Below are 21,716 nucleotides of genomic sequence, written 5' to 3'. Positions count from 1 at the left end.
TGTGCCATTCAAGATTGTCGCCTCGCAGTGTACGAGCTGCTCAGCCTGTGAACCCTTATGCCCGAACGATGCCATCTCGGAGAAGGGGGGGAGCTTCGTCATTGAAGCAGCGAAATGCACTGAATGTGTTGGCCATTTCGACGAGCCGCAATGTGTCGCCGCCTGTCCGGTCGACAACACCTGCGTGGTTGACACATCCTTGCCTCGCTACCAGGCGCCAGCTTAAAGCGTGAGGCCCATGAGTGGCATGCCAATAGCTGGTTCAGAAAGCGTCATTAGCTACGTGCTGCGCGTTGGCGGCGGCGCAGGCGCCGACGTTCGGTCCTCCATCACGGACGAGGACTGCGCTGGATTGCCGTGCGTTCGTGCTGTAGCTGGTCGACAGCACGGCCTTGGCGGGCATTTCATTGCGCGCGGTTGTGCAAAGGCGGCTCGCGCTGCCGAGAGCGCCCTTCTCGGCAGGCTGCCATCGTCGATGTAACTAACGATGCCGCGTGATGATGAAGTGATGCAGGATCTTGGCTGCGGTAGCCGCGGCGGCCCCCCGCATCTCAAGGAGCGATGCATGAGGAGCGATACATGAACAGCATCGTTCGCGACAGCGACGTCGTCGAGCTCACCGAGCCGCCTGTCTTCAGCTTTGGCCAAAAGGTGCGAGCCAATCGCACCATCCGCAATGATGGCACCTATCGCGGCAAGGAGATTGGCGACGTCTTAGTCAAGAAGGGAGAGGCGGGTTACGTCGTATCGATCGGCACGTTTCTGCAACAATTCTACATCTACGGCGTCGAATATCTCGAAAGCGGCTACCGAGTTGGCATGAAGCGCAGGGAACTGGAACCGGTGGACACCTGCGAGGAGGTCGATGATCTGCCGTTGCCGGAGGAGTCGTGACGCAGCGCGGTTTTCCGAAATATCGGCGTGGCGAGCGGGACACGACCGCAGTCGACCTCGTCAACGACCGCTCATTTCCCGATACGGAGCCCGAGGGAGTCTTGCTCGCCGCCGGAGCGACCGGCGAGGTTATCAACGTGGCGATCCATACCGAAGCGAACGTGCCGATCTACGTTGTCGATTTTGGTAAGCAGCTGCTCATCCGCTGTTTTGAGGAAGAATCACAGTGCTTTGAATGGAGACTTTCGCCATGAATGCTGCCCTGATGAGAAAGATAAAGGCGGGGCTGGTGCCTCACCCCAACGAGCTCGATCGCAAACGGATCGAGCGCGGCTTGAGCTCACGCAGGCGATATCTCTACGTCTCGCCGAACGTGACGCCGGTGAGGGGGGGCTACCTCGTCGAGAGCCCATGTTGCTCGCGCAACATCACCAAGGATGGCGCTCTCATCGATGTCGCGCTGATTCTTTATGATACCGTGTGCGGGGTCTGGAAGCTGTTTCGCAAGAACCACGCGCGAGGAATCTGGGAATTTTACAGCCTTTGCCATCGGTTGACTTCTGCAATCGACGAATTGAATGCGGATCCCGAGCGTCTGTTTTGGCAATGACGCCCCACCTTTTAGGAGTCAAAGAGGAGCCACGATGGCGCTCACCGCGGAGGAAGTGATCGAAATTGAGCGGCTGCTTGCAGCCGAGGGCGCCGAGATGGGTCCGTTTGTCGAGCTGCGCCGCCGCTTTCCGCAACTTGCTTGGGTGCGCTGTGATGCGTCGGATGTGACGGATCGGCCCTTCCGGCAGTTTCCGCATTTCGACCTTCATCTGATCGATGGAGCGGATCACTGCGTGCAGATTACGGCCGATCCGACGCGGGCGACCGGCATCGTATTGGCCAAAAGGAATGTTGGGCGGTGAGCACTACACTAGCAGAGTATCGGCTTGATGGCGCGCGCACTGTGGAGGAGAATACATCATTCATTCCACTGTCAGATCCCGATATCACCTTCGCCGAGCTCTCTGCAGTTGAAACGCTGCTGTGTTCGCCGCAAATCTCCAACGGGTGGACTACTGAGGCGTTTGAGCACGCTTTCGCCGCCTATCTTGGTCGCAAATATGCTGTTGCGGTCTCGAGTGGTACCATAGGGCTCCTCCTTGCGCTGAGGGCGCTCGGCATTGGCCCCGGGCACGAGGTTATCGCCTCGCCCTACTCCTTTCGTGAGACCGCGCACGCCATCAGTCTCGCAGGCGCACGAGCGGTATTTGCAGATATCGACTATTGGTCGGGAGCATTAGTCCCAGCGAAGGCCGAAGAGCGCATCACGGCCAACACGCGGGCGATTGTCGTCGGCAATCCCAACGGTCATCCAGCGCCATGGTCGGAGCTGCGCGCGGTCGCGCAGCGCCATCAGCTGCTGCTTTTGGAGGATTCCACCGAGGCGATCGGATCGAGCTACAAGGGTGAGCTCGTCGGCCGGTTTGGCGATATCGCGGTGTTCGACTTTGGTCAGCCGGTGGCCCTAACCTGTGGCGAAGGCGCAATGGTGGTGACCGACGATATCGACATCGCGCTCGGCTTGCGTCGCCATCGCGCCCATCGCCTGGACGAGCGCTCTTCCGTTGTTGTCGGTAGCACGGCACCGTATCAGGCCGGCATGAGCGATCTCACGGCTGCCTTGGGCCTGGCGCAGCTCAAGCGTCTCGACGAAATCCTGGAGCGGCGTCGGTTCGTCGAGCAGCTCTATAACACGCATATGCAATCGTTTGAGGGCATCAAGCCACCTTATGTTGGCCCCGATGTGACCGAGGTGAACTGGTTGCTTTATCTCGTTCATCTGGGGACGCGCTTCACGCGATCAGGGCGCGACGCCATTATCGATGATCTGCGCGGTGCGCAGGTTGAATGCGCCGCTTATAGCCAACCGCTGCACTTGCAACGCCACTACTTTGACTTTGGCTACCGGCGTGGCGATTTCCTGGTTGCGGAAAAAATAGCAGATCGCGCTCTTGCGCTTCCGTTTCACACCCATCTCACGAACAAGCAGATCGAGTTTATCGTCGAGACCATGAAAGATGCGTCGATAAACGTGGGAGCGGGTGCCGCGATTTACTAAGATGATCGTCATGCACGGCACCGAACAACGAGGGTTGAATTGCGATGTGCGTGGTAGGTCTCATCGCAAGAAACGAGCAACGGACCGAGAATCGTCGTTTGCGGCAGCGTTGTCGGATACATCGTGCCCCACATGCCGGGAGCGCGCCGCATGCCGCTGGAGGCATGCACTCGTCTTAAGGCCGCAAGGAAAATGCTCCTAGCGAGCGCGAAGAAGACCTGCTCGATAGCAGAGAAGGCGGCGCGTCCAAGGCGCGGCTTGAGAGCCTACGCGCCAAGGTGCCCAAAACCAAGCACATCAAAGTCGAGAGTCTCAGTGTCCGCTCAGGATCGTTTAGAGTTACCAAAAACAGGGGATCGGTATGAACTCGCAACAAGTCATCATCCACGTCCGCTTCGCTCCGAACGGAAGGGTGATCCAAATCAGCGAGCGTCCGGCGAAGCTCACGCCGAACCAGTGGTTTGACGTCCTCAACACCCGTGCCCGCTCCGCCTATCGAGCGCTCGCTCGTGGTCGTGGGATTTTTCAGCTGAGCCGGACTGCGATCGAAGCCTTCAAGCAGGAAAGTGCGAGGCCCGGATGAGCGAACCTATAATCAGCAACCTTATGAGCAGTAAGATCGAGGTTTTTGTCGTCTGTCCGGCCGATGCCATCGAGCGGAGTGGGGCCATGAGCTTTAGCCTGTCGCGGATTGACGATAGGGGCGAGAGCCGGCCGTTTCCGATTATTGTGGTGCGCACCTTCGGCAATGACTATTTTGGTTACGTGAACCGTTGTCCGCATGAGCGCGTCTGGCTGAACATCGGCTCCGGTACGTTTTTCTCGGCGGACCGCTCCTTTCTTAGATGCGGCCGGCACGGAGCGAGATTCGAGATCGACACTGGGATGTGCATCGACGGCCCCTGTGATGGACAATCGCTTGAGCCGGTAGCGCTCGCCGTGATCGAAGGTGACGTTTGCCTGTGCGGCGTCAAGCTGCTCGAGGATGATCGGTTTGCCGACCTCTTCGGGGACAGCGACGAGACCATGGATATCACGATCCATCCGGACTAACGGGCCTATCGCTTTGTTGTACTCCAACTGCCTGAGGCGCTTTGCCCTCGAATGAGGGCGTTATACTCGTGAGCGTTGGTAGACGCGTGTCACAGCTTTTGATTGGTGAGACATAAGAGGCACCTCGTCGGTTGCGAACCTGCACTCCGCGACCTCCGCAGCACCAACAAGCTGCTCTTGCGCTGGCTCGTCAAATCGAGGCCGGCGGGCGGGACATGCTTCCTATCGCTGTCGATATCTTTCAGGGGAAATGCCCCCGGCGGCTGGAAGTTCGCCGAGGGCATCGTCTGGGCTTGGAGAATGGCGGGACCCAGACTGACAGGATCGTTTGGGGGATGAGGAACGACGATCCTGTGTCAGAAGGCCGGCCGGTGCAGCTGGCGTTGTTGCCTGCGCTGCAACTGCCATGCCAAACCTCGGTTCGTGCGACACTCTTAGCGAATCGCGACACCATCGTCAGTCCCTGCCTCGTTGGGCTCGCACGACAGGCGCTATCTGTTGAGCAAACGATAGATGGGCAGCGGCGCGGCGCAGCGTCCAGCTTCAGGGCGAAAAAGATGCTGTGGGCTCACGCCAGTCAATGCGGCCAGCACCCATGGCAGAACACGGCGCTCGATTCACCGCGCTATCCTCGAGCTTCTCGCTGGGCGGCTCGAGGGTCATGAAGATCGCTGCTCATTCCAAGATTTGATAGCGCAAGAGCTGGGCAAAATAACCGAGCTTCTCGTTATTCTGCGTACGAATTGCAGAAGGTTGACGCGGGAGGTCAAACCGCTACGCGAGGTTTGTCGTGTCCGAAACAGAACCGAACGACATTGTCGCGACCTTCGTAACAATTGTAGGTCGCGCAAAGCAAGAGATCGTTGCAGTAACGAACGTTACGCATCTGGTGTGCAACTTGCTTCGGAGAAGTTGGATGGTGAGCAAGTTAAGCGGGAGCAAAAAGATCGAGGTGAGCAGAAGAGGTTGATCTTCAGCGACGACAATCACTAGGGTGCTCACTTATTTAGCCTGTTTTGGCAAGCGCGAGTTGAAATCATTAGCACCAATTGCTCGCTGCGGCGTTCAATCGTAAGAGATTGTGGGTTGCGATGTGCTCGCATCTTGCCTCTTCTCAGATGAAGCACATTGATCACAGGAAAGGCGCATGAACACAGAAACCGAATTCGAGATTTCTCAACTTTATAGGCATCATGTCTTTGCCTGCAACACGCAGCGTCCGCCAACTCATCCGCACGGCAGCTGTGGCGCCTCCGGCGCGCAAGCCCTGTGGGATCGAATGGCCAAGGCGATCGAAGCGGAAGGCCTCAACGATATTGGCTTCACGATGGCAGGGTGCCTTGGCTTTTGTAACTCTGGTCCCTTGATGGTCGTCTATCCTGACGGAGTGTGGTATCGCGCGACCACGCCTGAGGATGTTGACGAAATCGTAAACTCCCACCTCAAGCAGGGAAAACGTGTTGACCGCCTTGTGATGGTGTTAAAGCGAAGCTAGACGCCTCCACTAGCGGCCACTTGCCCGGGCCAGCAAGCATTGACGGCTTGTCCGGCGATGAGCTGGCCGCTCGGAGGTCAGATCGTCTGAGATTGAGCGTAGCTATCGCGCCCCGGATGAGAACAGCAAGTCATTGACGTTTCGCGGCGTGCCGCCCTTCTTCTCCGGCCGAATCGGCAGATAGCGGGTTTGCGGAGCGCACTCTGGGCGATCTGCTTGTGTACTGTCGCTCCATGTCGCGCGATCCGTAGCTCACAGCGAGATCATTGCTGCAAATGGCTCCCGGCGTCTCGCGAAATGACGCGCCCTTGACGCGTCATCTCGCTCTGCTTGCGCTGCGAGGTTAGGGGACGCGCTCGATGAGCTCGCCGCGTCCGGGTTGATCAAAGGGACTCCCCTTTCTGATCCTGTTCTAGTGTCAGAACTTGTAAGTGACGCCGCCGCTGACGAGCCATGGGTCGATGTTGGCGCGCCCGGTGACGGGAATCGAATTGTTTACGGTCGCGGTGTACTCCGGCCGCAGCCATAGCTTCTTCACGTCAAAGTTGAGGCCCCAGTTACGATCAAGCATGTAATCGAAGCCGAATTGGACCGCCGCGCCGAATTGGTTGCTGATGCGCAACTCCGTAACGGCAAGACCGCCGAGCGACGTATTGGCTGCCGATTGGTTGAAGAACGCAGTGTAGTTGATGCCCGCGCCGATATAGGGCTTGAGGGCGCCGAAATCGGTGAAGTGATATTGCAGGGTCAATGTTGGCGGCAACAGCCAGGCTTTGCCGATATCGAGGCCAGTGAGCGCGCCATTGCCGCTGATGTGATGGCTGGTCACGCCAAGAATGAGTTCGGCAGCAACGTTTCTTGTGAAGAAATAGGTGATGTCGAGCTCGGGTATGGCTTGATCGCTGATCGAAAGCCCAGAACTTGGTGAGGACAGCGAGGGTACCCCGGCGACGCTGACTGAGCTGCCTGCGGTATCCGGCAAGACGCCAAGTACGCGCAGGCGGATCATCCATGGATTGAAGGATTGGATCGGGGGCGCTTTATAGTACATCGGCGCCCGGGCCAGATCTGCAGCCTGTACCGGGATGTTGGCGAACGAGGTTGCTAGCGCGAGGAGTGATGCCCTCGTCAGAACTGTCCTTGTTCTCATCGAATTCTCCATTCCAAAAAATCGCGCGAAGAGCCGCGCGAAATCTCTGTCACACAAGGCTAATGGCGGGGATTTGATACCGATCAAAATGGGAGCGAGCAGAGCGCAATTATGCCGCTACGTTGCATAAGGATCACGGCGGCAAAGCGTAGAGATCTGTTCTGATCGTTATTCAATCCAAGAGAGCCGCGTCTCTTCAAGAAGCCGCATCTCGGCTTAGTGCTTCGATCCAATCCACCGCGGACGTCATGCGCGGTCGCGGCCTCTCACAAGAGCGAGCAGCGCGGCGATCGAGCGCAATATAGGCGATGCGCCCTTACGGGCAGCCACTCGCGCGGGCTGTCTCAGCGAAGGTCCCGTCGCCTCTTGCCCAAGAAGGAAGCCGGAAGTGGCAAACGTCATCTTTGGCTTGTTTGATGGACTGGGAGCCGTTCCTTCGTTTCCTCAGGTCTGCGGACAGCGCGTGGGGTTTGCTTCGTGCAGGCATCCCTCGAGATCATCTTGCGTCTTTCGGCCAAGCAGCGACAGCACGGGCTCATGATCGAACCCGGCACATCGTGCCCCGTCTACGTCGATCAGCGGTCGTCGTATCAGGAGCGGATCGCCCACCATCAATGCGATTGCGCTTGCCGCGTCGATAGTATCGGGATTGATCTCGCCTGACTTGATACGTGTCGCCGCCCGGTTGAACCAGGAGGCAACGGGCATATTGCCGAAGAAGCGGCGTAATTGCTCCGCATCCCAAGGCTCCTTAAAGATGTCTTGGGCGATCACCTCGTGGCCGGCGGACTTCAGCGCTTGAATCTGACGCGCGTTAGTGGCGCAGCCGGGCTTCTGATAGAACATGATCGTCGCCACGATATACCTCTGTAGGCGCGCTGAGCTGAACGATTGGCACGGCGCGGCTGCTTCGGGAGCCTGTTCAATTTCTTGCCGATCATCCCCAAAGTCGGCGCACCAAGCGCCGTGCCATGTAATGTGACCTCGCCGCTGGTGCGCCAGGTTTCGGGCCCGACCGGAATACTCACTGTCGTCGTATCGGAGCAACTTCCGTTCCACACCTGAAGGCATCGGAACAGGTCGCGCAAATCGGCGTTTCGCATTGATCGTTGTGGTCGTTGTTAGTTTTCTGACAGCCGCGCAGATCTTGTTAGATCCAAAACAGCCGCGGCCTTGCTCACCAGCTAGTTGATTTTCAGAAACGTAATCAGAAGCTTAAGGATCGCGGTCAAGCGTTGGCACGGCGGTTGCTAATAAGCGGCAGCAACACTGAGTGAGGGCTGAGCGCACGCCGACGCGTAAGACGAGCGATGTGCTCCTTCCCTTGGACCCGTGTGCCCCCGTTTCTGAGAGAGAAACAAGCTCGCGCGCAAGAAGCGCGCAACTTTTGGCAAATCGGTTGATGGAGAGCAACATGTCTTCACTGAGACAAATCGCGTTCTACGGGAAGGGCGGCATCGGCAAGTCGACCACTTCGCAGAACACACTGGCGGCGCTGGCTGAGATGGGGCAGAAAATCCTGATTGTAGGGTGCGACCCGAAAGCAGACTCGACCCGGCTGATTCTGCACGCAAAGGCGCAAGACACGATTTTGAGCCTTGCAGCGAGCGCCGGCAGCGTGGAGGACCTCGAGCTCGAGGACGTAATGAAGGTCGGCTACAAAGACATTCGCTGCGTGGAGTCCGGTGGTCCTGAGCCGGGTGTCGGCTGCGCCGGCCGCGGCGTCATTACCTCGATCAATTTCCTGGAGGAGAACGGCGCCTACGAAAACATTGACTATGTCTCATACGACGTGCTCGGCGACGTCGTTTGCGGTGGCTTTGCGATGCCGATCCGCGAGAACAAGGCGCAGGAAATCTATATCGTGATGTCCGGTGAAATGATGGCAATGTATGCCGCGAACAACATTTCCAAGGGAATCCTGAAATACGCAAACTCTGGCGGTGTGCGGCTGGGCGGTCTGATCTGCAATGAGCGGCAGACTGACAAGGAGCTGGAGCTGGCGGAAGCGTTGGCCAAGAAGCTAGGAACTCAGCTCATCTACTTCGTGCCGCGCGACAACGTGGTGCAGCATGCCGAGTTACGCCGCATGACCGTGCTGGAATATGCACCCGATTCCAAGCAGGCCGATCACTATCGCAATCTTGCGACCAAGGTTCACAAAAATGGCGGCAAAGGCATCATCCCGACTCCAATCTCCATGGACGAGCTCGAGGACATGCTGATGGAGCATGGCATTATGAAGCCTGTGGACGAATCCATCATCGGCAAGACCGCCGCCGAACTCGCGGCCTCGTAAAGGTCGCGAGTCGCGGCCTTGCGAAGGTGCGCGACGAATGCCGGTCTCCCTCACCGCCCATCCCGGGAGGCCGGCATTCTGACGATCGACCCTGATCAAAACCAGGATGCGGCGGCGCAAGCCAGACCATTGTGGAAACTCACAAAATTATGTCCCAATCGCACTTCCTTCCGTTGATGGCTGATTGTGCCGTTGATACCAACAGTCAGATGCACAGGGGAATTGCAACCTACCGCCTACTCACCGGTGTGCCTCCTGCAGATGCCGATATTGCTATTGACAGCAATTTTGATCGCCATGTCCTGGCGTCTATCTTGGCGGCTGCCACAATGGATGGTGGCTTCCTTCCCGAGAAGACCGGCCTGTCCCGCCTTGAACTGGCGGCCCTGCTGGAGCAGTACTTTCCCTCGGTCGAGATCAAGCTCGCGGAGCGGCTCTCGGTTTTCAAGTGCGAAGAGGACGAAGAGATCGCAATGCTGCGCGACCTCTTGCTCGAGCAACGCTCGATGGAAGGGGATATCGGCCACTGGCTGGCTGCGATGATAGCGCGGCGCGCCATTGAGCCTGGCCATCTGTGGCAAGCTCTCGGCTTGCGCAACCGCAGCGAACTCTCCCGGCTGCTGAGCCGCCATTTCGCGCCGCTCGCCGCACGCAATGTCAACAATATGCGCTGGAAGCGCTTCTTCTACCGCATGCTTTGTGAGAATGAAGGCCTCGTGATGTGCACAACACCCGTGTGCAACCAATGTGAAGACTTCAACATCTGCTTCGACGAAGAAAGCGGTGAGAGTCGGATGGCCGAGCGCCGGCGCGATTTTCTGTTGCAGGCGGCTCGGCCGGTGGTTGCCGGCGACTGGCCAACTGAACTGCCACAAAGGTCCGCTATCGCCCCGTCATCAGAGAAAGCCTCGCCGGATTTGGTAAGCCGCGCGGGAGGTTGAGGGCGGCGGCTGACGCCGTTTCAGTGCGAGCGATTGACCATGTGTGTCGAAGGAGGGGCGGCGGCCAGAAGTGCTCCGCGACTATTCTCTCATCCCGGCGCCCGGCAATTGCATTGCGTTCGAACTCGGCGTGGCAACAGGCAAGGCGCGCGCTTCATGAGCCTGTCGCATTTGCGGCAATCCATTTGCTGAAGAGGGGTCGAAGACCGAAGTGTTAGCTTCGCCCGTGGGTTGCCTGGGTCGACGGGCTGGCATGCTGGTTGCTGAGGCTTAGGTAGGTCAAACAATGAGGAGCTCTCGCGTGATTGCCGCCAACACGGCCGCCAAATCGTCTTGCTTCGACCAGGTGCGTGCCAAGCCCACCGTGCTCAACGACACGACATTACGCGACGGCGAGCAGGCACCTGGCGTTGCGTTCACCACAGAGGAAAAGCTGGCGATCGCGCGGGCGCTGGCGCGGGCCGGAGTCACGGAGATCGAGGCGGGAACGCCGGCGATGGGCAACGAGGAGATCGCCGCCATTCGCGCCATTGTCGAAGCAGATCTTCCGCTGACCACCATAGGCTGGTGCCGGATGCGGGAATCGGATGTCGACGCGGCGATCGAAGCAAAGGTGTCCATGATCAATCTGTCGATTCCGACCTCCGATGTCCAGATCGCGGCTAAGCTAGGTCGTCATCGCGACCTGGCGCTGGAACGGGTAAAGCGAGTGGTAGGCTATGCCTGTGCGCGCGGACTTGAGGTCGCCGTCGGTGGTGAGGATTCCTCCCGCGCCGACATCGATTTTCTCATCAGACTGATGGCAACTGCAAAAGCCGCGGGCGCGCGTCGCTTCCGTATTGCAGATACGCTCAGTGTGCTCGATCCCGACGCAACCTACGCGCTGGTCAGGGATTTGCGTGCGACCACCGATCTCGAACTCGAATTTCACGGTCACGATGATCTCGGACTCGCAACCGCCAACACGCTCTCCGCTGTCAAGGCTGGCGTGAGCCACGCCTCAGTGACCGTCATCGGGCTGGGCGAGCGGGCCGGAAATGCCCCGCTTGAGGAAATCGCGGTCGCACTCAAGCAGCTATACGGGCGCGAGACCGGCATCATACTCCCGGAGCTCGAGAACGTCGCCGCGGTGGTAGCAGCCGCGGCCGCACGTGCGATTCCTATGAACAAGGCCATCGTCGGAGAGCATGTATTTACGCACGAATCCGGCATTCATGTCGATGGCCTTTTGAAGGATCAACGCACCTATCAATCGCTTGATCCCGTTTTGCTTGGCCGCTGCAACCGCTTTGTGATCGGCAAGCATTCCGGACTTCGGGCGATCACCGCGTTACTCGATGAACTGCAGCTCGTCGCCAGCGCCGACCAAGCCAGACAGATTCTGTCGCAAGTCCGCAAATATGCCATCGAGCACAAGCGGCCGGTCGAGCGCGAAACCGTCGCGGCGATCTGGCGCGACGTGTGCGGATACCTGGCAACCCACCCCGCGTGAAAAGCCGTGTCCAACAGCATTAGCGTCGACCATTCGCAAACCGACGCGCCGAAAGGACGGTGTGCGATGGCGCTGATGTGCGCGAACGGCGTCCAGCTTTCGCACATCAGATCCCCTGGCGCGATCTCACCTCCAGATCTTACTTGCCGTTCCGCCATACATGCTGTGATCTCCTACCCAATGCCGAGCCGTCCCGGGACTGCCAATCGGCGTCTTTTCGCGCGGCTGATTTCCGGTCCGGCGACGGTCCTGATGAGCGTCAACCTCGATCGTGGTTTCGCAATTGATCTCGGAGCTTCATCGGAACTGACGTCGTCACCGGCGGACCTGCCGATCTGGAGCAGCGAAGTTGAGGGCACCGCTTTCCGGAGTGAGGCTTTGGCCATGCGGACAGCTGTGCGAGGCAGGACGGCAGCAGTCAGCAGGAGCCGCCCCATCTCGTTAAACGTCCAGAGCTAATCCGAAGGAGGACTTTCGATGATCAACTCACCCCCGCCAGCCAGTATCCTGGATCGGCTCAGCAAGGCCTCGTCGGCAGAGGATTTTTTTTCGCTGCTTGGCGTCGATTACGACCTTAAAATCGTGAATGTCGCGCGCCTTCACATCTTAAAGCGCATGGGACAATATCTTGCAAAAGAGCAATTTGCTGGGGCCCCAGAGGCGGAAATCAGAGCTCGGTGCAAGGTGATGCTGGAGCAGGCCTATGCCGATTTCGTGGCATCGTCACCGATCGACCAGCGAGTGTTCAAAGTTTTGAAGGATGCCGTCGCAGATCCTAAGAAGGCCGCGGCCTTTGTCCCGTTGAGCGAGCTGAAGTGATCTCGCGCTCCGCTGCAAGCAAGGTTTGCCCGACGGGGCACCTGGCAACCCCATTCGCGGCCTTCGTCTTTATCCGAGTCAACTCTCTGCAGCCATCACCCGAGCGGCGGCTGTCGTATTCCCGACCCATGTCTGAACTGGTCGTGTCCACGGTATCAGCGGATATTTCAAGTGTCTGCCAAACCATCACTTTCGGCTGACTTTCAATGGTTCTTGCAACTGGTACGACACTTGCTGTTGTCCTGCCGATCCGATCATCGATGCCGGCAGGTGGTAGCCGTCCGAGATGAGCTTGAAGGAAGACCCATGATGATGCTTTTAGTGCCTGCCGAGTCCTGCGCCAACCTACAATCTCGCCAGGTCCGTTCGAAACGGTCTTCGACGCGATCGAAAATTCCGTATCGACGGTGAGATGGTGGTCAATGGATAAGTCGCCTGTTCGCGCTACACCTGGAGAGGGTATGCACTGCGTCGTCCGCATCAAACCGCCCCCCGATTCCGCTCGGATTTGTCTCCATCTCATGGCGGATGGCAGAGAGGGCCACCGTCGGCCCATACAGGTTGTCGGCGCTGGAGGCTCCGCATGGATTGCGTGACAGGTGCGTTGCCAGGATCACCCTCGTCGTCACAGTCAATGTGGCGCCACTGTACCGAAAGTGACGCGCAGGTATTGCGCAGCGATCGGCCTCGCCAACTCAGGCATGGAAGCGAACGGTCAGAATCACCGCGGCACCCTGGCCGCCGCGGTGCCGCTCGTCGAACGCGAAGCGCAAGGGTTGGGTGTGGAAGACCTCGCCAAATCCGGCCGGACCAGTACGTCTATCGCGACGACGGGTCTTGTTGTGAGGCCGGTCCGACCAAGCATCCGGGGCCGAGCAGCCGGCCGCTTGCTGACCAAAAGTGATCTTCAGTTAACGAAGTTAAAAGGCAACCTGTGGCGCGGGCGCGCCTATCTTTCAGGGGAATTTAGAGTATGAGCAATGTCACCAGAACGGCGGTGCCGGCGGCGTCCGGCCGCGCAGCAGCCAAAAAAGAACTGCCGGAGCACTTCAAGGCGTACAAGCACGTCTGGGTCTTCGTCGAGCTGGAGCGCGGCCAGGTTCATCCGGTTTCCTGGGAGCTCATGGGTGCGGGGCGCAGGCTTGCCGATAGGCTAAAGGTGAATCTTGCCGCTGTCGTTATCGGTCCGGAGGGGCAGCACACACGTAACGCCGCGCTTGACGCATTTTGCTATGGCGCCGATATGGCCTATCTCGTGAGCGACAATGTTTTGTCGGATTACCGCAACGAATCCTACACCAAAGCGCTAACCGAACTCGTCAACACCTACAAGCCCGAGATCCTACTGTTGGGGGCGACGACGCTCGGTCGCGATCTCGCGGGTTCCGTGGCGACGACCCTGTCGACGGGGCTCACTGCAGACTGCACCGCGCTGGACGTCGACGCCGATGGTTCGCTTGCGGCGACGCGTCCGACCTTTGGCGGCTCGCTGCTCTGCACGATCTATACCTTGAACTATCGTCCGCAGATGGCAACGGTCCGCCCGCGGGTCATGCCGATGCCTGAGCGCGTCGTACGCGATGCCGCTCGTATCATCGTCCATCCGCTCGGCCTTGTCGAAGACGATATTGTCACGAAAGTATTGTCGTTCCTACCCGACCGCGATGCAGAAACCTCCAATCTGGCCTATGCTGATGTCGTGGTTGCGGGCGGCCTGGGACTGGGATCGCCTGAGAACTTTCGGTTGGTGCGCGAGCTCGCAACTCTGCTTGGCGCTGAATATGGCTGCTCGCGTCCTCTGGTACAAAAAGGGTGGGTGACGTCTGACCGGCAAATCGGCCAGACGGGGAAAACCATCCGGCCAAAGCTCTATATTGCCGCCGGCATTTCCGGCGCGATCCAGCACCGGGTTGGCGTGGAGGGCGCGGATCTGATCGTCGCCGTCAATACTGACAAGAACGCTCCGATCTTCGACTTTGCCCATCTCGCGATCGTCAGCGACGCCATCCAACTGCTACCGGCGCTGACGGCCGCATTTCGCGCCCGGCTTTTGCCGAATTCGCGCGCCCGGATCGCGGTCTAGAGGAGATGATGATGATTGAAGAGAGATTTGATGCGATCGTGGTCGGAGCCGGTATGGCCGGCAACGCGGCGGCATTGACCATGGCCAAGCGCGGCATGAAGGTGCTGCAGCTCGAGCGGGGCGAATATCCAGGATCGAAGAACGTGCAGGGGGCTATCCTCTATGCCGACATGATGGAAAAGCTGATCCCAGAGTTTCGAGAGGAGGCGCCGCTCGAACGTCACCTGATTGAGCAGCGGTTCTGGATGATGGACGATCGTTCCCATGTCGGCATGCATTACCGTTCAGACGACTTCAACGAGGAACGGCCGAACCGGTACACGATTATACGCGCCCAGTTTGACAAATGGTTCTCGTCCAAGGTGCGGGAGGCTGGCGCGACCTTACTGTGCGAGACGACCGTCACCGAGCTCCTACGGGACGAGCGTGAAAGAATCGTCGGTGTTCGTACAGATCGCCGAGACGGCGAAATACATGCCGATGTCGTCGTGCTGGCTGAGGGGGTCAATGGCCTGCTCGGGACGCGCGCGGGCCTGCGCGCGCGGCCGAGACCCGACAACGTTGCGCTCGCGGTGAAAGAGATGCACTTCTTGGCCCGCGAGACCATCGAGGCGCGGTTCAATCTCAAGGGCGATGAAGGCGTCGTGATCGAGGCGGCTGGTACCATCTCCCGCGGCATGACCGGAATGGGTTTCATCTATGCCAACAAAGAGTGCATTTCGCTCGGCATCGGTTGTCTCGTCGCCGACTTCCAGCGCACGGGCCAGACGCCCTACGGCTTGCTCGATCAGTTCAAGAGCCATCCCTCCGTGGCGCCCCTGGTAGCAGGGTCAGAAGTCAAGGAGTACTCGGCCCATCTCATTCCTGAAGGCGGGTACAAGTCGATCCCGCAGCTTTATGGGGAAGGCTGGGTCGTAGTAGGGGATGCGGCCCAACTCAACAATGCCGTTCATCGTGAGGGTTCCAATCTCGCGATGACTTCCGGCCGCATCGCCGCCGAAGCGATAGGTCTGGTGAAATCGCGCGGCGAGCCGATGAGTGCAGCAAATCTGTCGATCTACAAGAAGATGCTAGACGATTCCTTCGTCATCAAAGATCTAAAGAAGTACAAGGATTTGCCGCCCCTAATGCATACCCAGTCACAAAACTTCTTTCTCACCTATCCGCAGCTCATCTCCAAGGCGATGCAAAACTTTGTGCGCGTCGATGGTACGCCCAAGGCTGAGAAGGAGAAGGCGACCCTGAAATCCTTTGTCCAGGCGCGGTCATGGACAGGTTTGTTCGGTGATGCTTGTCGTTTTGCCCGGGCCTGGCGCTGACCGCGACAGTGTGAAGCCCAACGATGGAAAGTCAAAGCATGAATGTCGAATCCCCAGTGCGCGTCGAAGACAAGCTCTATTACAACCGCTATCTTGTCGACATCGGTCACCCTCACGTCAAGGTCCGTGCGCACACGACGCCATCGCCGCAGCTACTTGCACTCTTGAAAGCCTGCCCCGCGCGATGCTACGACCTCAACGACGACGGCCAGGTCGAGATAACAGTTGACGGCTGCATCGAATGCGGTACCTGCCGCGTGATCGCCGAGCCCACCGGCGACATCGAATGGAGCCATCCGCGGGGCGGATATGGAGTACAGTTCAAGTTCGGGTGAGGGTGAAACAGGGCCGTGGTGCGACCGAGTTAGGCGATCGGGTCTCAGCGCATCAGTGGCGCACTACGCGTCACTTGCGCGGCGCCTGGAATTCGAGCAAGACACTCTTGGTGGGGACGCTACACAAGCCGTGGCGTGCAGATGTGCCGCTCGTTCGGGAGCCGCTAAGGACTGGTTGTGGCGTCACTGAGTGGCACCACAACGCAGTCGATCGGATGGCAGAGGAAGGATCAGCCCCTCGCCTGAGAGGGGTTGGGCCCAGCGGCTTCGATTGCGATCGCCACTGACTGCATGATCGCCGCAAAGCGCACGGCGGTTTGGATCGCTTCGGAATTGACACCCGCGGCTCTCAGTGTCTTCTCATGGGCATCGATGCAGGCCCCGCAGCCGTTTATGGCGGAGACCGCAAGCGACCACAGCTCGAAATCGGACTTGTCCACGCCGGGATTGCCGATCACGTTCATACGCAGCCGTGGCGGCATCGTTTTGTATTCCGGGTTGGAAACAAGGTGAGCGAAGCGGTAGTAAACGTTGTTCATTGCCATCAGGCTGACTGCGGCTTTCGCTGCGGCGATCGCTACAGATGTCATCACAGCGGACGCAGCCGATTCCATCGCGGCAATCAGGGCTGCATTGCGGGTGGCAATCGCGCTCGCCAGCAGCAGCCCGTATTTTCGTTGCGGCGAAAGCGTCTCATCAGCCACCAAGGAGGTCAAGTTAAGCCTGACATCCTTCGCGAAATCGGGAATCTGGTCGCTTAGTTGTTCGATCGACGACATGCTGCCTCAAGCAACCTTCAAGGTTTCGCCGCCGATTTCTCGGTTGCATGGACAGAGCTCGTCGGTTTGCAGCGCGTCCAGAACGCGGAGCGTGTCCTTAGGACTGCGCCCCACGCTGAGATTGGTCGCATAGACGTGCTGGATGGTATTTTGGGGGTCAACAATAAAGGTGTAACGATAGGCAACCCCTTCTGGTGAACGCACGCCAAGACCGTCGACGAGGGTTCCCTTTGTGTCGGCAAACTGCCAGATTGGAAGTTTGTGCAGGTCGACATGTGAGCGCCGCCAAGCGAGCTTGCAGAACTCGTTGTCAGTCGAACCACCCAGTACAACCGCATCGCGATCGGCGAATTCCGTGGAAAGCCGGGCAAACTCAGCGATCTCTGTCGGGCAGACGAAGGTAAAATCCTTCGGATAGAAGAAGATGATCTTCCATTTTCCTGGAAAGCTCGCTTCGGTCAGCGTCTCGAATGCACTCTGTCCTCCTTCTTCTTGCGTTTGAAAACCGGGCTTCACGCCTGTGATCTCGAACGGCGGCAACTGACTTCCAATTCCGAGCATGTTGTCCTCACAAATTCGCTTTCTGTCGAAGGTGGCTTCACTGTTGAAGCAAGCTATGTGCCATCCGTTCTCAGGAGTGGAGTCCAGCGGCTTTGATACAGACATGCCCGGGCGCTTGGAGGGTCGATCTGAGAAAAATCTGTAGCCAAGCGCTTCCTTGCCAAGGTTCATGAAAGCAGTCTTGCTTTGCGCGTCCGCCTGAGATGTTCGCGCTGCGAGCGCTTCGTCAAAGACCGTTCTGCGCCCCTTAGAGCAAACCGCCTCATCTCGCCATCAATGTGATGAATGACTGTCGGCCTGCTGAGATCTAATGGAAATACGGAGCCTGACGAAGCGCGAGGTTCGTAGCATCTGGCGCAAACAAGAGCGGCTGTATCGCCGGCGACAACAGATCTCGCCAGTAAGGCCACATGCTCGCTTCTGCCAAACAAGGTGCGAGTAACCAGAGGCTACGGCGCTTCGCGCATTGAGACGCTTCAAGGGGCGCTAGATCACCAGGCTCGAGGGTTTGCCGGATTCTAAAACGCTTAAAAGCCAACCAGGCTCGCCTTCGGCGGCGATTTGGGGCTTGAACTCTACGTAGCGTCAGGTTGTACAGTCTGGATGATACATGCGGCGATCACTCTGAAGCTCCATGATCAGAAGGAGAGACCTCAATGTCTCAAGATCTTAGGTGCGTTAGGTATGTCGCTGTGCAGGCACGACCCGATTTGTCGCGGATGTGAGGGCATTGGCGTGAAGAATTGACTGAGAAGCAAAACTATCAGTCCGAAGTATCAAATCCCGGTAGGTCTTTCCATCGGCAATGGATCAGCCAAATTTCGACGCCGAGGTGCGGCATGCGCCCTTGCCGGGGGGTAGTGGGGCGAATGCCGTTGCGTTTCCGATGAGGCAAGTTGGCTTTCGTTTTCTCTTGGACAGTTTTTTGGTTTTAGCGATGCCACTCAGGAGCGAGCGCTCCGCTGCAGTTGGCCAGCTTGGGCAGGTGTGAGTAATGCACGAGCTCGGAGCAGCGTGCGTTGGGGTCTCTTTTGTTCGGCATCGATCTCGTCGGGCGGCTTTTTTGAGCTGGAGTCTACATGGTCGGTGCACCAGAGTGTGACCTTGGGTCGGCGATGAAGAGTTATGTCATCTAGGGAGAGTGGTATGGAGCCGGGTTATAACGATCCGAACTATTGGATGCGCTGGTACGCCGAGCAACAAGAGCTGCAGCGCGCGCGGCAAGAGGCCGATGCCCAGCCTGCAGATCGAGCTGTCTTCGAGCAGCAGTTCGACGAGCTGCAACTCCGCTCTTCTGAGGAGAGTTCGCCTGAGGCGAGTTCCCCCGAGGCTCCAGCCGCCCGGTCGCATGGAAATATCCACCGTACGGATATTGGTGGTTCGATGCGGATGCCGCCCAGGTCCAACCTGCGGGACAGTTCCTTCAGCAGCACGCGTTATAGCGTCGATGTTCCGCACGCTCATCTTGGCTCGGCCGCAACCGATTACCAATCTGACTTGCGGGACAGGCCATTCAGCAGCATGCGCTACACAGCGCCGTCGGAAGTACAACCGGAGGCGCGGACCAAGGAGAGCAAGTCCCGTGGACTGTTCTCGCGGGTCAAATCAGGGATCGGCAAGGTCTTTGGAGGAAGTCGCCGGGAGAAGTCGTCCGGGGGCTCGTCCTCCGACGCCGTTTATTCAGAGCTCCGCATGGATTTCGCAAAGCGCAGTCGACCGTCCGAAGAGGACCTGGAGCTGATTGAAGAGTTCAAGACAGCATTGGATAGCGCGAACCGTAAGACCAAGACCATCGAGAACTACGTGACGGCTCTTCGAATGTTCAGCGAGTTCCTCCGACCCAAAGGCATTACGCTAAAGGACCTGCTTGGCAACGCTGATCGGCTAGCCGCCTATAAAGATGAATTCATGAAGGTGGCGAGCGCCAACAGCAGGAACTATGTGGGTGGAGCATTGGAAACACTCCAGAATTTCCTGGCTGGAAATGCCATTCCGGCCCCAGCTTTTGTGAATACGCGAGAGCAACCGATGCATCCCCAGGACGAGCGGATGATCCGCCAGTTCATGGAAAACGTCAAAGACTACAGAATTACTCCCGATGGTACCAGAGGCCGCGGGACTGGAAAGGTCCCGGCTGCTACGATCAAGTCCAATGTGCAGGCGCTCAACACGTTCGCTCGTTGGCTCCGAGCCCAGAATAAGGGGCCATTGGCTCTTCGGGCGTTCAATGAACCAAGGTCGCTAGCCGACGACATCGACGAATACGTCGAAGCTGGTGGCGATGATCGTGACCGCCTCAGCGCTGCACTGTCTCACCTGCGCAGGATCGGGGCTGACGGGCTCCAAGCTGTCGGTGCCGGGGCCCGCCTGATGGGGCGCGAAACATTGTCGGCTCATCCGGAGGACATCTCCACGATCGATGACTTTTTGACCGACGCTCTGTCCAAGCTTGGATCTGACGCGACCAAGAAAGAGAAAGCAGCCGTTTCGACGATGGTTTCCCGGCTACGCTCTTTTAGTGATTGGCTTCAAAGGGAGGGCAGGCCGAGCATCATGGACCGAATCGGCGGCGATCCTGCGCAGCAATCGTCATTGAACGCAGATTATGCGGCGTTCAGTAAAGCCACAAAGCGGACGGCCCCACTCGATCCATTTAGAGAATACCTAGGTCTTGAGCCCCAACAAGGATTTCGCCCTTACGACGATGACGCCCGCCTCATCGAGGGCCTCGCTAACGAAGAGCTGAGCAAGCTTGACCCGAGTTCCCAGCACAGGAGAAAAACCATTCAAGGTACTGCCTCGGCGCAACGCAAGTTCAGTGACTGGCTCCGCGCAGAGGGCAAGGAGAGCACGCGAGCCGAATCAGCGGCAACAATGAGCAGCAACGCTCGCTGGATGCAGACTACCGAGCTTACGCCGAAGCCAAAGGGAAATCTGGCGTGACTCTCAAGAAGCTGAGGCAGTATGTGCAAGTCCTCGAGGCAAACCGAGCGCTGGGAGTATCCTTTCCTCAGCAAAGAGCAGGCTCGGACTCAACCTCCATCCCGACCTGGATGCGAGATTTGCCGACGCCGCCGTCCGAAAGTGAGTGGCCGCCGATAGTAGGCCCGTTTGGTCAGGCCGGCTTGCAGGAACCGGCTGGCTCGAGCTCGACCTCGTCCTGGCTGCGAGATTTGCCGACGCCGCCTTCCGACAGTGAGTGGCCGCCGATGGTAGGCCCGTTTGGGCAGGCCGGCTTGCAGGAGCCGGCTGGGCACCTGCCGACCTATTTCGACTTTCCAACGCCAAAAGGGTGAGCCAGCTCGGTCCTCAGACATCTATCGGGGTCTCGGTTCTCTGGTTGACCTGCCGTCCACACCGCAGGACATGCGTGACGATGCCCAGTCAGGACCGGTGCAGAGCCATGCCGGCAGACCTCCGTTCTTCATCGGGCCATCAGGCGTACCTCAAGAGCTGGAGGATATCGGATATCTCGTCGGCGAGGATTGGCAGCATGGCTCACAGCCGGTGCCGGATTTCCTGCTCGATGTACTGGACAATAAAATGCTGTTGCCGAGTTCGCGAATGGCTCCCCAGCCGGTCTCCATCAACGGGGAGACCTACTCCATCACGTTGGGTCCGCGAGGACGCCGCGACGCTCAGCTGATCCATCATGCTGGCCCATCCTCGGCTCCTAAGGCCAGGGTCGGCGGTTCGGCTGCGAGTGCCTCTGCCGGCGACCGCAGCGGGCGGGTGCTCGGAGCCAGGGACTGGCTGGGCGACGAGCATATCCAGCGGGACTACGAACTCCTGGCGCAGGAGTTATGGGCGAGCAACCCAAATCTTGCCGCCCGGACCCGGTTTGTAGATCCTCTCATGGCCTTTCGGGTGGGCCAGGGTACTAACGCCGACGCGCTATCCGCATTCCATCAGATTGTCGATGATCCCAATGGTAACGACACAGCCGACTTTCTGTTCTTGCCGGTGAATGACGCCAGCACCATGGACCTCGATGACCGCGGGTCCCATTGGTCGTTGCTGCTGGTGGACCGCCGCGATCGCAACAATCCGGTCGCCTACCACTACGACTCCGCCCGGGGACGCAATGACAGACCCGCAGCAATGCTCGCAGCGCGGGTGGGAGGCGGAGACAACCTGCAAAACGCCCCGATACGCCAGCAGAGGAACGGCTACGATTGCGGTGTCTTTGTGCTCGACGGTACGCGGGCGTTGGCCAGGCGGTTAGCGGGCAGACGTCAGCCAGACCTGAACCTAAGCAATCTCGTCGTCGACCGGCAGGCACTGCAGAACCGATTGAGGGGTTGATATGGGCGGAACGGGCAGCTGATTGAACTCTCGCCATAGAAGGTCCGCAATCGGCACGTTCGCAATAATCGGCACGTTCGC

At 58.6% G+C, this 21,716-nt stretch carries 22 protein-coding genes; 18 read left to right on the top strand and 4 right to left on the bottom strand.

Going from position 1 to position 21,716, the window contains the following annotated elements:
- The first annotated feature begins 1 nt into the window (after position 1).
- The 9 genes from ACVWY3_RS24995 to ACVWY3_RS24955 all read left to right on the top strand — a co-directional run bounded on the left by ACVWY3_RS24995 (position 2) and on the right by ACVWY3_RS24955 (position 5,552).
- Positions 2-226, top strand: coding sequence for a 4Fe-4S binding protein (locus ACVWY3_RS24995; RefSeq protein WP_035730299.1), 225 nt, complete (start codon positions 2-4; stop codon positions 224-226).
- Positions 227-579: 353 nt separating this feature from the next.
- Entirely contained in the window at positions 580-894 is a 315-nt protein-coding gene (locus ACVWY3_RS24990; RefSeq protein ID WP_456840836.1) for a nitrogen fixation protein NifZ, read from the top strand.
- Entirely contained in the window at positions 891-1,148 is a 258-nt protein-coding gene (locus ACVWY3_RS24985; protein ID WP_456840835.1) for a nitrogen fixation protein NifZ, read from the top strand. The genes ACVWY3_RS24990 and ACVWY3_RS24985 overlap by 4 nt, the downstream gene beginning before the upstream one ends.
- On the top strand, positions 1,145-1,504 hold the full coding sequence (locus ACVWY3_RS24980; protein WP_456840834.1) for a DUF3024 domain-containing protein: 360 nt from the start codon (positions 1,145-1,147) through the stop codon (positions 1,502-1,504). The genes ACVWY3_RS24985 and ACVWY3_RS24980 overlap by 4 nt, the downstream gene beginning before the upstream one ends.
- 34 nt (positions 1,505-1,538) lie before the next feature.
- Positions 1,539-1,808 (top strand): DUF6129 family protein, encoded by a 270-nt coding sequence (locus tag ACVWY3_RS24975; RefSeq protein WP_456840833.1) that lies wholly within the window; start codon positions 1,539-1,541, stop codon positions 1,806-1,808.
- Between the two features lie 41 nt (positions 1,809-1,849).
- Positions 1,850-3,004 carry a DegT/DnrJ/EryC1/StrS family aminotransferase gene (locus tag ACVWY3_RS24970; protein ID WP_456843453.1) on the top strand — a complete coding sequence of 385 codons (1,155 nt, stop codon included), beginning with the start codon at positions 1,850-1,852 and terminating at the stop codon, positions 3,002-3,004.
- Positions 3,005-3,365: 361 nt separating this feature from the next.
- Positions 3,366-3,587, top strand: coding sequence for a hypothetical protein (locus ACVWY3_RS24965; RefSeq protein ID WP_456840832.1), 222 nt, complete (start codon positions 3,366-3,368; stop codon positions 3,585-3,587).
- On the top strand, positions 3,584-4,057 hold the full coding sequence (locus tag ACVWY3_RS24960) for a Rieske (2Fe-2S) protein (RefSeq protein WP_456840831.1): 474 nt from the start codon (positions 3,584-3,586) through the stop codon (positions 4,055-4,057). Before ACVWY3_RS24965 ends, ACVWY3_RS24960 begins: the two co-directional genes overlap by 4 nt.
- 1,147 nt (positions 4,058-5,204) lie before the next feature.
- Complete coding sequence (locus ACVWY3_RS24955) at positions 5,205-5,552, top strand: (2Fe-2S) ferredoxin domain-containing protein (protein ID WP_456840830.1); 348 nt, start codon at positions 5,205-5,207, stop codon at positions 5,550-5,552.
- 418 nt (positions 5,553-5,970) lie between these two features.
- Here ACVWY3_RS24955 and ACVWY3_RS24950 read toward each other — a convergent pair whose 3' ends face one another.
- Entirely contained in the window at positions 5,971-6,702 is a 732-nt protein-coding gene (locus ACVWY3_RS24950; RefSeq protein ID WP_456840829.1) for an OmpW/AlkL family protein, read from the bottom strand.
- Between the two features lie 444 nt (positions 6,703-7,146).
- A complete protein-coding gene (locus ACVWY3_RS24945; RefSeq protein WP_456840828.1) occupies positions 7,147-7,560 on the bottom strand; it encodes an ArsC/Spx/MgsR family protein in 414 nt (137 codons plus the stop codon).
- Between the two features lie 556 nt (positions 7,561-8,116).
- Here ACVWY3_RS24945 and nifH point away from each other — a divergent pair.
- From nifH to ACVWY3_RS24910, 7 genes are all read left to right on the top strand, one after another.
- Positions 8,117-9,001: a nitrogenase iron protein gene (gene nifH / locus ACVWY3_RS24940; RefSeq protein WP_283081979.1), complete on the top strand. Its 885-nt coding sequence runs from the start codon at positions 8,117-8,119 to the stop codon at positions 8,999-9,001.
- A 149-nt stretch (positions 9,002-9,150) separates the two neighbouring features.
- The gene (locus tag ACVWY3_RS24935; protein ID WP_456840827.1) at positions 9,151-9,942 is read left to right on the top strand and encodes a nitrogen fixation protein NifQ; all 792 of its coding nucleotides are present in this window, start codon (positions 9,151-9,153) and stop codon (positions 9,940-9,942) included.
- A gap of 301 nt (positions 9,943-10,243) precedes the next feature.
- Positions 10,244-11,434 (top strand): homocitrate synthase, encoded by a 1,191-nt coding sequence (gene nifV, locus ACVWY3_RS24930; protein ID WP_456840826.1) that lies wholly within the window; start codon positions 10,244-10,246, stop codon positions 11,432-11,434.
- A 477-nt stretch (positions 11,435-11,911) separates the two neighbouring features.
- Positions 11,912-12,253: a nitrogenase stabilizing/protective protein NifW gene (gene nifW / locus ACVWY3_RS24925; RefSeq protein ID WP_456840825.1), complete on the top strand. Its 342-nt coding sequence runs from the start codon at positions 11,912-11,914 to the stop codon at positions 12,251-12,253.
- 973 nt (positions 12,254-13,226) lie between these two features.
- Complete coding sequence (locus ACVWY3_RS24920) at positions 13,227-14,336, top strand: electron transfer flavoprotein subunit alpha/FixB family protein (RefSeq protein ID WP_456840824.1); 1,110 nt, start codon at positions 13,227-13,229, stop codon at positions 14,334-14,336.
- A gap of 11 nt (positions 14,337-14,347) precedes the next feature.
- Positions 14,348-15,655, top strand: a complete 1,308-nt coding sequence (locus ACVWY3_RS24915) for an FAD-dependent oxidoreductase (RefSeq protein WP_456840823.1) — start codon at positions 14,348-14,350, stop codon at positions 15,653-15,655.
- 38 nt (positions 15,656-15,693) lie between these two features.
- Positions 15,694-15,990 carry a ferredoxin family protein gene (locus ACVWY3_RS24910; protein ID WP_456840822.1) on the top strand — a complete coding sequence of 99 codons (297 nt, stop codon included), beginning with the start codon at positions 15,694-15,696 and terminating at the stop codon, positions 15,988-15,990.
- A 230-nt stretch (positions 15,991-16,220) separates the two neighbouring features.
- Here ACVWY3_RS24910 and ACVWY3_RS24905 read toward each other — a convergent pair whose 3' ends face one another.
- Both ACVWY3_RS24905 and ACVWY3_RS24900 read right to left on the bottom strand, forming a co-directional pair.
- A complete protein-coding gene (locus ACVWY3_RS24905) occupies positions 16,221-16,769 on the bottom strand; it encodes a carboxymuconolactone decarboxylase family protein (RefSeq protein ID WP_456840821.1) in 549 nt (182 codons plus the stop codon).
- 6 nt (positions 16,770-16,775) lie between these two features.
- A complete protein-coding gene (locus ACVWY3_RS24900; protein WP_456843452.1) occupies positions 16,776-17,330 on the bottom strand; it encodes a peroxiredoxin in 555 nt (184 codons plus the stop codon).
- 1,146 nt (positions 17,331-18,476) lie between these two features.
- Between ACVWY3_RS24900 and ACVWY3_RS24895 the strand changes: the two genes are divergently transcribed.
- Entirely contained in the window at positions 18,477-20,273 is a 1,797-nt protein-coding gene (locus tag ACVWY3_RS24895) for a hypothetical protein (protein ID WP_456840820.1), read from the top strand.
- Between the two features lie 423 nt (positions 20,274-20,696).
- Positions 20,697-21,635 (top strand): Ulp1 family isopeptidase, encoded by a 939-nt coding sequence (locus ACVWY3_RS24890; RefSeq protein WP_456840819.1) that lies wholly within the window; start codon positions 20,697-20,699, stop codon positions 21,633-21,635.
- Positions 21,636-21,716: the final 81 nt, after the last annotated feature.

The organism is Bradyrhizobium sp. USDA 4486 (assembly GCF_054057995.1).
This window is presented reverse-complemented; position numbering and strand designations above follow the sequence as displayed.